Annotated in this window: 11 protein-coding genes; 5 read left to right on the top strand and 6 right to left on the bottom strand. The window is 72.2% G+C overall.

Annotated features, from left to right (window positions below):
* Positions 1-14: 14 nt before the first annotated feature.
* Positions 15-458, top strand: coding sequence for an ATP-binding protein (locus tag DPM19_RS14345; RefSeq protein WP_111867350.1), 444 nt, complete (start codon positions 15-17; stop codon positions 456-458).
* 35 nt (positions 459-493) lie between these two features.
* Here DPM19_RS14345 and DPM19_RS14340 read toward each other — a convergent pair whose 3' ends face one another.
* A complete protein-coding gene (locus DPM19_RS14340) occupies positions 494-1,189 on the bottom strand; it encodes a TetR/AcrR family transcriptional regulator (protein ID WP_111867347.1) in 696 nt (231 codons plus the stop codon).
* A gap of 149 nt (positions 1,190-1,338) precedes the next feature.
* Between DPM19_RS14340 and DPM19_RS14335 the strand changes: the two genes are divergently transcribed.
* The 3 genes from DPM19_RS14335 (at position 1,339) to DPM19_RS14325 (ending at position 4,610) form a co-directional block, all read left to right on the top strand.
* Complete coding sequence (locus tag DPM19_RS14335; RefSeq protein ID WP_111867345.1) at positions 1,339-1,941, top strand: hypothetical protein; 603 nt, start codon at positions 1,339-1,341, stop codon at positions 1,939-1,941.
* Between the two features lie 290 nt (positions 1,942-2,231).
* Positions 2,232-3,104 (top strand): alpha/beta hydrolase family protein, encoded by an 873-nt coding sequence (locus DPM19_RS14330; protein WP_111867342.1) that lies wholly within the window; start codon positions 2,232-2,234, stop codon positions 3,102-3,104.
* Between the two features lie 639 nt (positions 3,105-3,743).
* The gene (locus DPM19_RS14325) at positions 3,744-4,610 is read left to right on the top strand and encodes an alpha/beta hydrolase family protein (protein WP_111867339.1); all 867 of its coding nucleotides are present in this window, start codon (positions 3,744-3,746) and stop codon (positions 4,608-4,610) included.
* Between the two features lie 94 nt (positions 4,611-4,704).
* Here the strand turns inward: DPM19_RS14325 and DPM19_RS14320 are convergent, their stop codons facing one another.
* The 4 genes from DPM19_RS14320 to DPM19_RS14305 form a co-directional block, all read right to left on the bottom strand.
* On the bottom strand, positions 4,705-5,739 hold the full coding sequence (locus DPM19_RS14320; RefSeq protein WP_111867337.1) for an alpha/beta hydrolase: 1,035 nt from the start codon (positions 5,737-5,739) through the stop codon (positions 4,705-4,707).
* Positions 5,708-8,203 carry an MMPL family transporter gene (locus tag DPM19_RS14315; RefSeq protein WP_111867335.1) on the bottom strand — a complete coding sequence of 832 codons (2,496 nt, stop codon included), beginning with the start codon at positions 8,201-8,203 and terminating at the stop codon, positions 5,708-5,710. The genes DPM19_RS14320 and DPM19_RS14315 overlap by 32 nt, the downstream gene beginning before the upstream one ends.
* A 43-nt stretch (positions 8,204-8,246) precedes the next feature.
* Complete coding sequence (locus tag DPM19_RS14310; RefSeq protein WP_111867332.1) at positions 8,247-10,043, bottom strand: fatty acyl-AMP ligase; 1,797 nt, start codon at positions 10,041-10,043, stop codon at positions 8,247-8,249.
* 256 nt (positions 10,044-10,299) lie between these two features.
* Positions 10,300-10,692 (bottom strand): hypothetical protein, encoded by a 393-nt coding sequence (locus DPM19_RS14305; RefSeq protein WP_146778865.1) that lies wholly within the window; start codon positions 10,690-10,692, stop codon positions 10,300-10,302.
* Positions 10,693-11,909: 1,217 nt separating this feature from the next.
* On the opposite strand from DPM19_RS14305, the gene DPM19_RS14295 reads away from it, so the two are divergent.
* Positions 11,910-12,659 carry an IclR family transcriptional regulator gene (locus DPM19_RS14295; RefSeq protein WP_233510138.1) on the top strand — a complete coding sequence of 250 codons (750 nt, stop codon included), beginning with the start codon at positions 11,910-11,912 and terminating at the stop codon, positions 12,657-12,659.
* Here DPM19_RS14295 and DPM19_RS14290 read toward each other — a convergent pair.
* Entirely contained in the window at positions 12,656-13,027 is a 372-nt protein-coding gene (locus DPM19_RS14290) for a YkvA family protein (protein WP_111867324.1), read from the bottom strand. The genes DPM19_RS14295 and DPM19_RS14290 overlap by 4 nt on opposite strands.
* Between the last annotated feature and the right edge of the window lie 339 nt (positions 13,028-13,366).

Raw genomic sequence — 13,366 nt, 5'->3', positions numbered from 1 at the left:
AAGTGGAGTCAAGTATGGAGACAGCCGTCGAGTCAACGGCGGAGACGACCGTCCTCCCGGCGCGACCGGAAGCCGTGCGAAGCGCCCGGCGGTTCGTCGGTGCGGCGTTCGCCCGCTGGGGTCTGGACGACTCCGCCGCGCGGCTGGTGGTGAGCGAGCTGGCGACCAACGCGGTCACGCACGGCTCGGCGGGCGGCGGGCCGGTGGTGGTGCGGACCTTCCTCAGCGAGGACGGAAACCCGGTGATCGAGGTGTGGGACCGGAGTCCGGAGCGGCCGGTGGTCCCCCCGCCGAACCACGCGGCCGAGTCCGGGCGCGGCCTGTTCCTGGTCGAACAGCTCGCCGACCAGTGGGGCGTCCGGCCGCTCAACGAAGGCGGCAAGGTCGTCTGGGCGGTCATCACACCTGCGGCGCCCGAACGCCGGGCTCTCCGGGGAGAAGCACTTGAGCAGGCGTAATACGGCCCGAGGTCACCGACGGCGGTTCAGGTCCGTCAATGCCCTGAGTCGTCGGACAGGGCGGTCAGCCACTGCTGGAGGAGGGCGGTTTCGGCCGGGGACAGGGAGGGGGGTGGGTGCCGGCGGAGCAGTTCGCCCAGCCGGGCCGCCGTCGGGCCGATGGCCTCTCCGGCCGGTTCGGCGGCGTCCTCGGGGAGGAGGATCTCGCCGTAGACCGCGTCCCGGATCGCGTGGGACAGGCCGGGGTCGGTGAAGGTGCCGGGGCGGGTGATCAGCATCAGGGCCACGCCCACGTTCGCCGCCATCACCCGCTGCGCGGCGACGTGCGGGGAGACGCGCAGCCGCCCGACGGCCGCGCAGCGTTCCAGGCGGGAGGTCAGCAGCCGGTAGGTCTCGACCGCGGCGACCGAGGCGGTGGTGATCGCGGACGAGTACATCAGCCGGTAGAGGTGCGGCCGCTCGAGGGCGAAGGTCACGTGGCCGTCCCAGCCGGCGACCAGGTCGCGCACCGGGTCGTCGGAGAGGACGAAGGACCGCTTCCGCTCCAGGTACTCCTTGAAGCCGTGATCGACGACGGCCGCGAGCAGGCCCGCCTTGTCGCCGAAGTGCCGGTACAGGTCCGCGGCGTCCACCCTGGCCGCCTCGCACACCGCCTGGGTCGAGACGTCCCCGACGGGTGAGTCGGCCAGCAGGCGTGCGGTCACCTCCAGGATCCGGGTCCTCGTGTCCATTGGCCCCCTTGCCGTATCAGCGTTGTCGCGGGTAAAAGGCTGCGCCGGACGGGTGGCGCCCGCGCCGGCGAGATGTGATCATGCTGGCCATGCGGGCGCAATCCCCCAAAGTCCAACAGAGCCGACATATCACTACAGAGCTAAGGATCGTGCGCTCCTGGTGGCGGGCGTGGTTCGCGATGGCGTACGGCGGTCTGTACGGAGTGGGCGCCCCGGCGGCCACCGTCCTTGGAACGGTGCAGTTCGTCCGTGACGGGGATCCCTTCTTCCTCGCGCTGGCCGTGGTGATGGCCGCGGTCTCCGCGGTGGCGCTGCCCGTGCTGGTGCAGACCCTCCGCGCGCTGGCCGGCCGGCCCCGGCTGCGCCTGGAACCCGGCGCGCTGGTGATCCGGTACCCCGTGCTGTTTCGCCGACCCCTGCGCGTGGCCCGCGAGGACGTCCAGGGCGCGGCCCCGCTCGACCGGTCCCACAGCGATCCCCCGGGTGCCGTGGACTACTCGCTGAGCGAGGTCACGCCCTTCCGCGAGCCGCTGAACCTCGAGGTGCGGCTGCACGGCAGCCACCTGTTCGAGGGGGCCCGCGGCAAGTGGACCGGTAACTGGATCTGGCACTGCCGGCGCCCCTGGGCCACCCGGCCCCAGTTCCCCGAGCCGGGGCTGCGCTACCGCCGGCTGCGGCTGCGCGTCCGGGACCCCGGGCGGACGGCGGAGCAGGTCGGCGCCTGGGCGGCACAGGACCAGGGCCGAAAGTAGCGAATCCGACACATTTAGTGATGTTACGTGCTCCGGCGGGTGTCCCGGCCGAAGGGTGCTGGACGCGAGCACAAGGCCGGCCACAAATACGGCGTCAACCGTGACATTTCGCGACAACCGCCTAGAGGGCCGGTGATTTCGCCGATGTAACCGAGGACTTTCTCGAATGAGACTCCTCTCACATGCCCGGCCCCACCGGAGAACGGGGGGCTCGGGACAGGCTCCCCTCCCGCCCCGTCCAGGGAGCCGGCCCACGCCGTGGGCTTCGGCTGTGAAAGGAAGCTCGCTCGATGAAATCCCTGAAGAGGTCCCTGGGGCTGCTCCCCGCGGTGGCCGCCCTGATCGCCGGCACCATGGCGGCCCCCGCCGCGCAGGCCGCCGCCAGCCCGTACGAGAAGGGCCCGAACCCGACGGAGTCCCTGGTCACCGCCTCCCGCGGCCCGTTCGCGACCTCGCAGACGGACGTCTCCTCGCTGGTGTCCGGCTTCGGTGGTGGCACCATCTACTACCCGACCACCACCAGCGAGGGCACCTTCGGCGCCATCGCCATCTCCCCGGGCTTCACCGCCTACTGGTCCAGCCTCTCCTGGCTGGGCCCGCGGCTGGCCTCGCACGGCTTCGTGGTCATCGGCATCGACACCAACAGCACGCTCGACCAGCCCGCCAGCCGCGGCGACCAGCTCCTGGCCGCGCTGGACTACCTGACCCAGAGCAGCTCGGTGCGCAACCGGGTCGACCCCAACCGGCTCGCGGTGGCGGGCCACTCGATGGGCGGCGGCGGCTCCCTGGAGGCGGCCAAGGACCGCACCTCGCTGAAGGCCGTGATCCCGCTGGCCCCCTGGAACGCCGACAAGTCCTGGCCGGAGGTCCGTACCCCCACCCTGATCATCGGCGGGGAGAGCGACGCCATCGCCTCGGTCGGCTCGCACTCCATCCCGTTCTACAACAGCCTGTCCAACACCGGTGAGAAGGCGTACCTGGAGCTGGACGGCGCCGGTCACTTCTTCCCGAACACGTCCGACGACAACGTCGCCAAGTTCATGATCAGCTGGCTGAAGCGCTGGGTGGACGAGGACACCCGCTACACCCAGTTCCTGTGCCCGGCCCCGAGCAGCGGCCTGTTCTCTGACTTCTCGGACGCCCGGTTCACCTGCCCGATGTGACCCCGGTTACTCCCGCCCCACTGCCGGGCGGGGGTCCACGGCACCCGGTGGCGGTCGCGCTCCCCGCGGCCGCCACCGGCGTTTCGCCTCCTCCGGGCGCCGGCCGGACCCCGAACCGCGACGATCATCCGGCCGGGCGGACCCGCGGCGACCAGATCCACGCCGAACCGAGGCCGCACTCTCCCGCGGCAACCGGATCCGGCGCTGCGGGCTCCCCGGATCGCGGCGTCACACCACCCGTTCGGGCCCCGATCGGTCGACGCGGCCCGGCACCGGGCGAGGCGGCGGGCCAGGGGACGCCCGGGCGCGTTCGGGACCCCGATCGGCCGGCACAGACCCAGGCCGCAATGAACGGAATCGCCACACCTGGCGACAAGGCATCCCCGACGAGGGCCCTGACAAAAGGTTGCTAGGCAGGCACACAGGTCTGACACGCATCGTGCGGCAGCCGTAACAGTTCACGGCCGGATCCCCGGAGACCAGTGATTTCGCCGATTTGGCCGGGGTCCCCGCCGATGAGACTCCTCTCACACGTCCGGCCCCACCGGAGCACCGGAGGCCCGGACCAGGCTCCCCTCCCGCCCCGTCCGGGGAGCCGGCCCACCCCGTGGGCTTCGGCTGTGAAAGGAAGCTCCCCCGATGAAGCGATCACTCAAGAGGTCCCTCGGGCTTCTCCCCGCGGTGGCCGCCCTGGTCGCCGGCACCATGGCGGCCCCCGCCGCGCAGGCCGCGCAGAGCCCCTACGAGCGGGGCCCGGACCCGACGGAGTCCATCCTGACGGCCTCCCGTGGCCCGTTCGCGACCTCGCAGACCAACGTCCCGTCCACCGCCAGGGGTTTCGGCGGCGGCGTCATCTACTACCCGACCACCACCAGCGAGGGCACCTTCGGCGCCATCGCCCTCTCCCCGGGCTTCACCGCCGCCTGGTCCAGCATCAGCTGGCTCGGCCCGCGGCTGGCCTCGCACGGCTTCGTGGTCATCGGCATCGAGACCAACAGCCGGCTCGACCAGCCCGCCAGCCGCGGCGACCAGCTCCTCGCCGCGCTGGACTACCTGACCCAGAGCAGCTCGGTGCGCACCCGGGTCGACCCCAGCCGGCTGGCCGTGGGCGGTCACTCCATGGGCGGCGGCGGCACCCTGGAAGCCGCCAAGGACCGCACCTCGCTGAAGGCCGCGATCCCGCTGGCCCCGTGGAACGGCGACAAGTCCTGGCCGGAGGTGCGCACCCCCACCCTGATCATCGGCGGTGAGAGCGACACCATCGCCTCGGTCGACTCGCACTCCATCCCGTTCTACAACAGCCTGACCAACAGCGGTGAGAAGGCGTACCTGGAGCTCAACAACGGTAGCCACTTCTTCCCGCAGTCGGCCAACGCCAACGTCGGCAAGTTCATGGTGAGCTGGCTGAAGCGCTGGGTGGACGAGGACACCCGCTACACCCCGTTCCTGTGCCCGGCCCCGAGCGGCTCCGCCTTCTCGGACGTCCGGTTCACCTGCCCGATGTGAGCCCGCCGGCCCCCGCTCCCCACTCCTGAGCGGGGGCCCACGGCACCCCGATGGCGGTCGCACTCCCCGCGGCCGCCATCGGCGTGTCCGGGATTCACATCTGCCTGGCGCCGATCGCCGCCATCATCTTCGGCCAGGCGACGTTCAGTTCCCGCCGCCAGTACGGCCAGGAGTGCGAGCCGTTGCCGTAGACGTTCGCCTCGACCGAGATGCCCTGCCGCCGGGCCTCGGCGGCGAAGTCCTGGACGGTCCGGCCGATGGGCGGCTCGCTGAGGTAGCCGATGTCCCACGGCGCCTTGCTCGCGGCGTCCAGCGGCCCCTGCTTGCCGGTGGTGCCGGCCGAGATGTAGAACTTCGTGGTCCGCATCCGGGGCAGCAGCTTGATCGGGTCGTGCGCGTCCCAGTTGCGCTTGGCCCACGGCCACGGGCCCCAGATGTCGTCGGGGTTGAAGTCCCCGCCCAGGTTCGTGTACCACAGCAGCAGCGGGACGCCCGGCGCCTGCATCGACAGCACCCCGCTCAGGCACGTGGCGTACCGGATCGAGCCCGGCCGCCGGCCCGGGTAGGTGCACGCGCCCTGCGCGCCGGAGGAGATGCCGAGCGTGGCGCGCGCCGAGCCCGCGTGGTAGTTGCGCTCGACCAGCTCGCGGACCTCGTCGAGGTGGAAGGTCTCCCACTGCGGGTTGCCGCCGCGGCCGCTGTTGTACCAGTTGGTGTACGAGCCGTTCGTGCCGCCCTCGGGCATGACGACCATGACGCCGTACCGGTTGGCGAGCGTCTCGATGGAGGTGCTGCGCGTCCAGGAGAGGTAGTTGTCGGCGCCGCCGTGGTAGGCGTACACCACCGGCCAGCTCTGGTTGGAGTAGAACTGCCAGCCCTTCGGGATGAGGACCCGCACGTTCTGCCGGGACGCCAGCGCCTTGGACTGGACGGTGAAGTCGAAGGTGTAGGAGTTGAGCCACTTGTAGGAGTGGATCGTCGAACCGTTCGAGGCCGCTTTGAAGGTCGGGGCGGCCTGAGCGCTCCCTGCCAGGCCCGGTGTGACGGCCACCCCCAGCGCGGCGGCGGAGATGAACGCCGCCCGCCGGGTGCCCCGGCTAGGGGCGCCGCCTCCTGACATCGTTCTCATCTGTCCTCCATTGCCACCCGGTGCCGTCCGGGTTGGGAACGATCTCGCGCGTCCGGCGCGAGACGGGTCTTTGTGGGGGTTTCGGCGGCCCCGCCGCCCAGGGGCGCCAGGGGCCGGTGGGGGCGGACATCGGCTGCGGGACGGGGGCCGCCCGGCCGTTCGGGGTCCGGCCGTTGGGCGCGGGTGCTCCCGCCCGGCCGTGGGGTGCCGGCGACATGTACGCCCCGGTCGGCCGGCGCCGGGCCCGCATCGGGGGCGTCGGCCGCACCCGGGCCGGGGGCACCACGATGTGGTCCCGCAGGTCCATCCGGCTGTGCAGCGCCGCCAGCGGGCCGGGCAGCCACCAGTTGGCCGCGCCCATGAACCGCATGGTGGCCGGGACGAGCAGCGACCGCACCAGCACCGCGTCCACCACGATCGCCACGAACATGCCGACGCCGATCAGCTTGACGACCGTGATGCCGGCCGTCGCGAAGGCGGCGACGACCACCAGGAACAGCACCGCCGCGCTGGAGATGATCGAGCCGGTGTGCTGCATGCCGCGGGCCACCGCGAGCCGGTTGTCGTGGGTGAGGTCCCACTCCTCCCGGATCCGGCTCAGCAGGAAGACCTCGTAGTCCATCGAGAGGCCGAAGACCACCGCCAGGATCAGCACCATGCTCGTGGCCTCGACCCCGCCGGTCGGGGTGAAGTCGAGCAGTTCGGACAGGTGCCCCTCCTGGAACCCCCACACGATCGCGCCGAACGACGCCCCGATGGACAGGATGTTCATCACGATCGCTTTGAGCGGCAGCACGACCGAGCCGAAGAACATGAAGAGCAGCACGAACGTGGCCACCCCGACGAACAGCCCCATCAGTGGCAGCGTCTCCACCAGGCTGGCCATCAGGTCGATCTGCGCGGCGGTGCTGCCGCCCACGTCGATGTGCAGCGGGTAGCCGTCCTTGTCCAGGGTCATCCCGCGGATGCCGCGGACCAGCGCCTGGGCCTCCTCGTCCATCGGTTCGTACCGGTGGAAGACGGAGATCCGCACCCCGCCGTAGGTCTGCGAGTAGCCGCTGAACCGGGCGTCGGTGACCCCGGGCAGGGCGTCCAGCCGCTGCCGGAACTCGTCCAGGTACGGCGGGATGGGGCTGCTGCCCGGCGCCCAGTCGCGCGGGATCAGGTCGCCCGAGACCACCACGTCGATCGGCTCGGCCGACCCGCTCGGGAAGTCCCGCTTGACCTGCTCGACCACGACCCGGCTGGGGCTGCCCTCGGGCAGCACCCGGGCGTCGATGCTGCCGAACTGCACGCTCAGGAACGGCTGGAACAGCACCGCGAGGATCACCAGGACGACCGTGAAGTACGGCAGCGGGTGCTTCATCACGCTGCTGCCCAGCCGGAACCAGACGCCCGAGTCCCGCTTCTTCGGCCGGTCGCGCCGGCGGCGGCGCCACGGCATCGTGCCGAACTCGACCTTGGGGCCGAGGAGGGCGAGCAGGGTCGGCAACAGGACCAGCGCCCCGAACACCGCCACCAGCACGGTCGCCATGCCGCCCAGGCCGATCGTGCGCAGGAACATCTGCGGGAACAGCAGCAGCCCGGCCAGCGCGGTGGTGACCGTGATCCCGGAGATCGCGATGGTCCGGCCGGCGGTGGCCATGGTGTTGGCCAGCGCGGTCTCCCGGTCCGCCCCCCGGCCCAGTTCCTCCCGGTACCGGCTCACGATGAACAGCGAGTAGTCGATCGCCAGCCCGACGCCGAGCATGGTGATGACTTCGAGGGCGAACGACGACACGTCGGTGACGTAGGTGACCGCGTGCACCACGGCCAGCCCGCCCAGGATGGAGAAGATCCCGACGAACAGCGGGAGCACCGCGGCCGCCAGCGCGCCGAACAGCAGGATCAGCAGGATCAGCAGGACCGGTGCCGAGATGAGCTCCGCGCGGACGATGTCGGCGACGACCTGCTCGCCGAACTCCACCGCGAGCGGGTAGGAGCCGGCGATCTGGGTGGTCAGCCCGGGGGCCTCCAGCCGGTCCTTGATCTTCTCGTAGTTCGCCACCTTCGTCAGGTCGTCGGAGCCCCTGAGCTTGACGGCGAGGAAGGTGGAGTGCCGGTCGCGGGAGACGAACGGCGCGGCCGTCTCGCCCGAGAAGGACCAGTACGACACCACCTCGGCGACCTGCGCCCGGGGCAGCCGGGAGACCGTGGTGAGCGCCGAGGCCATGAACCGCGGGTCGTCGACCGTCATGGTCTTGCTGCTGTAGAGCAGCAGGACGTCGGGGTTGGTGCTGCCGAAGTAGGTGGTCGACAGCTTGGCGACCGTGGTGGAGTCGGCCTTGGGGTCCTCGAACCCGCCCTGCTTGAACTTGCTGAAGACGCCCGGCCCCCAGACGACGGCGACCCCGGTGATGAGCAGGATGAGGACGAGGCTCGTCCAGCGTCGTCGATGAATCAGACGCCCGAGGCCCGCGAGCATGTCCCTCCCCACCGGCAGTCGTCCGGATGGTGGCTTTTGTCGATTATGTGGTGCGTGCCGCGAGCCGATCAGCGGTTCGGGCCAGCGCACCCGCGAGATGGCGCTCCCGGGTCGCGGCCCGGGCGATCTTCCCGCTGGAGGTGCGCGAGATCATCCCCGGCTCGACCAGCGCGAACTCGTGCACCGCCAGCTCGTGCGCGACGTTGACCGCGCCGCGGACCGCCCGCTCCACCTCCCCCAGATCCAGCCGGGCCAGCGGCACCCGCCGGTTGCGCTCGGCCACCACGACCAGCCGCTCGGCGTCCTCCTCGACGACCGCGAAGGCGGCCACGTGGTCCTGGCGGATCGCCGGGTGCGCCTCGTACACCGTCTCCTCGATGTCCTGCGGATAGTGGTTGCGGCCGTCCACGATGACCAGGTCCTTGATCCGGCCGGTGATGTACAGCTCGCCCTCGTGGGCCAGCCCGTAGTCACCGGTCCGCAGCCAGGGACCGGCCGGTAGCCCGCCGGCCGGGTCGGTCAGCACGCCGCCGAACGTGCTCGCGGTGCGCTCGGGGTTGCGCCAGTAGCCCGCGGCCACGTTGGGGCCGTGGATCCAGACCTCGCCGACCATGCCGTCCGGCCGCTCGACCCCGGTGTCGGGATCGACGATCGCCACGTGCTGCCCGATCGGACGGCCACAGCCCACCAGGCCGGTGACGCCCGCACCGCCCGGCTCGCGGATCCGCAGCGCGCCCCGGGCGAGCTCCTCCCGGTCGGCCCAGACGACCGTCGGCGGGACGTCGTCGGCCGCCGCGCTGACGAACACGGTGGCCTCGGCCAGCCCGTACCCCGGGGTGGGGGCGCCCGGCCGCAGCCCGACCGGGGTGAACGCCGCGGAGAACACCTCCAGCGTGGACGTGCGGATCGGCTCGGCCCCGTTCAGGCAGTTGACCAGCCCGCTCAGGTCGATGTCGGCCAGCTTCGCGGGGGTGGCCTGGGCCGCGGCGTACTCGTAGGCGAAGTTGGGCGCCGAGGTGTAGGCGGCCTCGCACTCGGAGATCAGCCGCAGCCAGCGCAGCGGGTTCATCAGGAACGAGAGCGGGTCCATGAGGATGCACTCGTGGCCGTCCACCATGGTCAGCGCCAGGATGTTGACCAGGCCCATGTCATGGAAGAGCGGCAGCCAGGAGACCATCTTCGGATGCGGGTGGTCGGGCGTCCAGCCGGCCAGCACCTGCCGGGCGTTGGCGTCGAGGTTGCCGTGGGTGACCTCGACCCCGGCGGGGGTGCGGGTGGATCCCGAGGTGTACTGCAGGTACGCGACGTCCCCCGCGGCGGCCGGCTCGTCGTGCCAGGTCTCCCCCGGCGCGAGGTCCAGGTCGTCGGCGATGACGATCTCCCGGGGCCGCGGGACGTCCTGGTCGCCGAAGAACTTCTCCACGTGCGACAGGGCGCTCCTGCTGGTGACCACCACCGCCGGGTCCGCGTCGGCGTACACCCGGATCAGCCGCTCGCCGTGGCCGGCCAGGTCCGGCGAGAACAGCGGGACGGCGATCACACGCGCGAGCATCGCGCCGCACATCGTGACGAGGTAGTCGAGCCCCTGCGGCAGCAGCAGCGCGACCCGCTCGCCGGGCCGGGCCGACCGGCGCAACCGGGCGGCCATCGCCTTCGACCGCGCGTCCATCTGCGCCCAGTTCAGGGTGGTCCTCGTGCCGGCCGGGTTCCCCGAGTAGTCGACGAAGGTGTAGGCCGGGGCGGCCGGCTTGGTCTCCGCGTGCCGGGAGATGGCCGTGACCAGCGGGGTCCAGTCGGGATCGCTCTGGTCGAGCTCCGGCAGCAACGCACCCAACGCCATCGTTCGTCTCCTTGGGACTGGCCGGGGCGCTTCAGGGGAGGGGCACGCCGCCGACGTCTGACCACCAAGAGCCGGTCGGTGGGGCTGCACCGGCCGGACACGGCAGGGATGATCGTGTGGCGAAAAGGTACCCGAAGCCGGGCATAGCCGACATTGACCGGCGCGCATATTTGCTCCCGCGAACTTTGTCACTGGGGTGACAAGCCGAGGAAATGCACGTGATAAACGATCCCGCGGGACGTTTGCAGCAGATCTTCTACCTGCGGCGCCGGGAAAAGCGTTCCGGCCGGGCTCCCACGATCCGGTTCCGGCGCAGGCTCAGGGAGGCGACGAGCCAGAGCAGCGCGGCCTCCCCGGCGACCAGCGTAGCGATCACCGTCATCCAGAACGACCGGTCGTCCGGCCCGGGGTCGAGCGGCGTGATCGTCGAGATGTGCCGCTCACCGGACGGCAGGACGGGCGGTGCGGCCACCGCCGGCGGCGAGACCGTCGGCAGGGTCGGCAGGACCGGTTCCGTCCCCGACGGTAGCGGCGGGTACGGTGCCGGGCCCGCCTGGGGCATCTCCCGGGCGGACGGGTGCTGTGGCGGCGGAGCGGCCCACCGCGGTTCCGGCCCGGCCCCGGGTGCGGGCCGCACCGTCACGGTCACCGTCGCCCGCGGCACCCCGCCCGGCCCAGGACCCGGCCCGGGACCCGGCCCAGGACCCGGCCGCAGGACGGCACCGCCCCCGGACGCGCGGGGCGGCCCCGGCGGAGGTGCGGGCCGCGGCCGGCGGGGCAACGGCGGCCGCCCCTCGGGCCGCGGCGGGCGCGGCGGCGCCTGGTGTGACCGGGGCGGCGGCCCGGACCGTCCCTCGCCGGGCGGCGGGGGCGGGTTCGCGCCCGGCCGCGGGCCGGAGCGCCCCGGCCCGCCCGGCGGAGGCCCGGCGGCCTCCTGCGGCGGGCGGCCACTGGCGTCCTTCGGCGGACGACCACCAGCGTGCTGCGGCGGACGGCCGCCGGTGTGCTGCGGCGGGGGCTCGGGGTCCCGCCCGGGCCCCGGCCTGTCCACGGCCTTGCCGCCGGGCCGGGCCGGCGGTTGCGGGCAGCCCTCGCACGGCCCCAGGCCGGCCTGGGGCCGCTCGGCGGGTTTGCGCCCCCGGCGGACCGGCCGGGGGGTCCTGGACGGAGGCGCCGGGGCGAGCGTGCCGGTGGTGGGCCGGGCGTCGGGGCGCCGCTCCCGCCGGGCGCGGGACCGCTGCGGAGACGCCGTGGGAGACACCTGGGGAATGGCCTGAGGAGGGACTTGGGGGCGGATCTGGGGACGCGCCTGGGGGCGGACCTGAGGTTGGGCCTGGGGGCGGACCTGAGGTTGGGCTTGGGAGCGGGCCTGAGGTTGGGCTTGGGAGCGGGCCTGAGGTTGGGCTTGGGAGCCGGCCTGGGGGCGGACCTGAGGTTGGGCTTGGGAGCCGGCCTGGGGACGGATCTGGGAAGGGGCTTGGAGAAGGGCCGGCGGTGGGGCCTGGGCAGGGGCCAGGGGAGGGGCCACGCACCGGGCGCAGTCGTCGCGTCCGGACGCGTCCGCGAAGGCGCCGGAGGGTGGGGACGCCGGCGGTAGGGCCAGCGCGGCGGCGGCCATCGCCGGCAGGAGCGCAGGGCGGGTGACGGACCTGGTCATCCACCCGAAGGCGCCTCGCGATTCCCCCGCGCGCACGTCGTCCCTTCCCGAGATTCCGAGCCTGCCGTGGGGGGTTGCCGCGCTTTGTAGGTATGTCCACCGGCCACTGTCCGTAACCGTCCGCGACACCACAGACCCGTTTCACAGAACGAAATCCGCAGTCCATAGAATTGGTGCCGACCGTTCGCAACCCGCGAGGAGCCCCGGCCGTGTCGGACGCCGTACGTTCGCTGGAGCGAGCCTTCGACCTGCTGGAGCACCTGGCCGACGCGGGCGGCGAGCTGGCGCTGTCGGAGCTGGCCGAGGCGTCGGGGCTGCCCATGCCGACCGCCTACCGGCTGATGCGCACGATGGTGAAGGGCGGCTACGTGCGCCAGCAGCCGTCCAAGCGCTACGTGCTCGGCCCCCGGCTGATCAGGCTCGGTGACGGCGCCACCCGGCTGCTCGGCACCTGGGCCCGGCCGATGCTCGCCCGGCTGGTGGACGACACGGGCGAGACCGCCAACATGGCCGTGCTGGAGGGCGACGAGGTCGTCTACGTCGCGCAGGTGCCGTCCCGGCACTCCATGCGGATGTTCACCGAGGTGGGCCTGCGGGTGCGCCCGCACTCCACCGGTGTCGGCAAGGCGCTGCTGGCGCAGTTGCCCGACGACGCGGTCCGCGCCCTGGTCGCCCGCACCGGCATGCCCGCCGGCACCCCGCGCACCCTGACCGACCCCGACGCCCTGCTGGCCGAACTGGCCGTGATCCGCAGCCGGGGGTACGCGCTCGACGACGAGGAGCAGGAGCCGGGGGTGCGGTGCGTGGCGGTGGCGCTGCCGGGCTCTCCCGCGCCCGCCGGGTTCTCGGTCTCGGGGCCGTCGGGCCGGCTGACCGGCGAGGTCGTCGCCCGGGTGGGCCCGATGATGCTGCGGCTGGCCGAGGAGTTCGGCCGCGAGCTCACCGCGCGCACGTCCTAGCCGGCGGCCTGGTCGGCGTCGATCACCTGGCCGGGGACGACCCGGTTCCGCTCCCACTGGACGAACTCGCCGGCGGCGGAGACCAGGGCGCCGAACATCCACAGCGCGACGCCCAGGTCGTCGGCGACGCCGACGAACGGGATGAACTCCGGCACCGCGTCGATCGGCGAGACGAGGTAGATCAGGCCGAAGACGAGCAGGCCGAGCTTGGCGGTGCCCAGCCCCTTGTACTGGCCCCGTGCGGCGGCCCGCAGCATGCGCGGCAGGGCCCGGACCCGCGCGCCGAAGCCGGGGGCGCCGGGACGCCGGGTCTCGTCGTAGATCTGCCACGCGTGACCGGCCGCCGCGGCCTGCCGAGGCTTCATCATCGGTCCTCCCCTGCGCTCGGGGGCGGGCGCGAACCCCCCGTATCGCGCCCGCCTCTTCAGTTTCGACGGTGATTTGCTCCCGTTTGTTCCCGATAAGAGGGGGTCGATAGTTAGTTCGGTGGGGTCGCCCCATATTCCGCAGAGCGGAAGGGTAAGATCACCGTTCGGGGTCGACATCATCAGGCGCATGATTCGGATTAACGGGCGTCCGAAATCAGGGTCTCTTGTCAGGGGTCGGAGTGTTTTGGCATGTCAGGACAGCTGAGATTGCCCGAGAGGCCCACCAGGTAAGGCGTTTCGGCAGCATTACACGGGCCGTGATGGAACGATGGCGGTACA

This window comes from Actinomadura craniellae, assembly GCF_003289645.1.
Lineage (GTDB): Bacteria > Actinomycetota > Actinomycetes > Streptosporangiales > Streptosporangiaceae > Actinomadura_D > Actinomadura_D craniellae.
This window is presented reverse-complemented; position numbering and strand designations above follow the sequence as displayed.

Bases quoted from the DNA above. Each gene is read 5' to 3' on its own strand.
- DPM19_RS14320 (WP_111867337.1), bottom strand. From the start codon at position 5,739: ATGAGAACGATGTCAGGAGGCGGCGCCCCTAGCCGGGGCACCCGGCGG.
- DPM19_RS14345 (WP_111867350.1), top strand. From the start codon at position 15: ATGGAGACAGCCGTCGAGTCAACGGCGGAGACGACCGTCCTCCCGGCG.
- DPM19_RS14310 (WP_111867332.1), bottom strand. From the start codon at position 10,043: ATGGCGTTGGGTGCGTTGCTGCCGGAGCTCGACCAGAGCGATCCCGAC.
- DPM19_RS14330 (WP_111867342.1), top strand. From the start codon at position 2,232: ATGAAATCCCTGAAGAGGTCCCTGGGGCTGCTCCCCGCGGTGGCCGCC.
- DPM19_RS14315 (WP_111867335.1), bottom strand. From the start codon at position 8,203: ATGCTCGCGGGCCTCGGGCGTCTGATTCATCGACGACGCTGGACGAGC.
- DPM19_RS14325 (WP_111867339.1), top strand. From the start codon at position 3,744: ATGAAGCGATCACTCAAGAGGTCCCTCGGGCTTCTCCCCGCGGTGGCC.
- DPM19_RS14340 (WP_111867347.1), bottom strand. From the start codon at position 1,189: ATGGACACGAGGACCCGGATCCTGGAGGTGACCGCACGCCTGCTGGCC.
- DPM19_RS14290 (WP_111867324.1), bottom strand. From the start codon at position 13,027: ATGATGAAGCCTCGGCAGGCCGCGGCGGCCGGTCACGCGTGGCAGATC.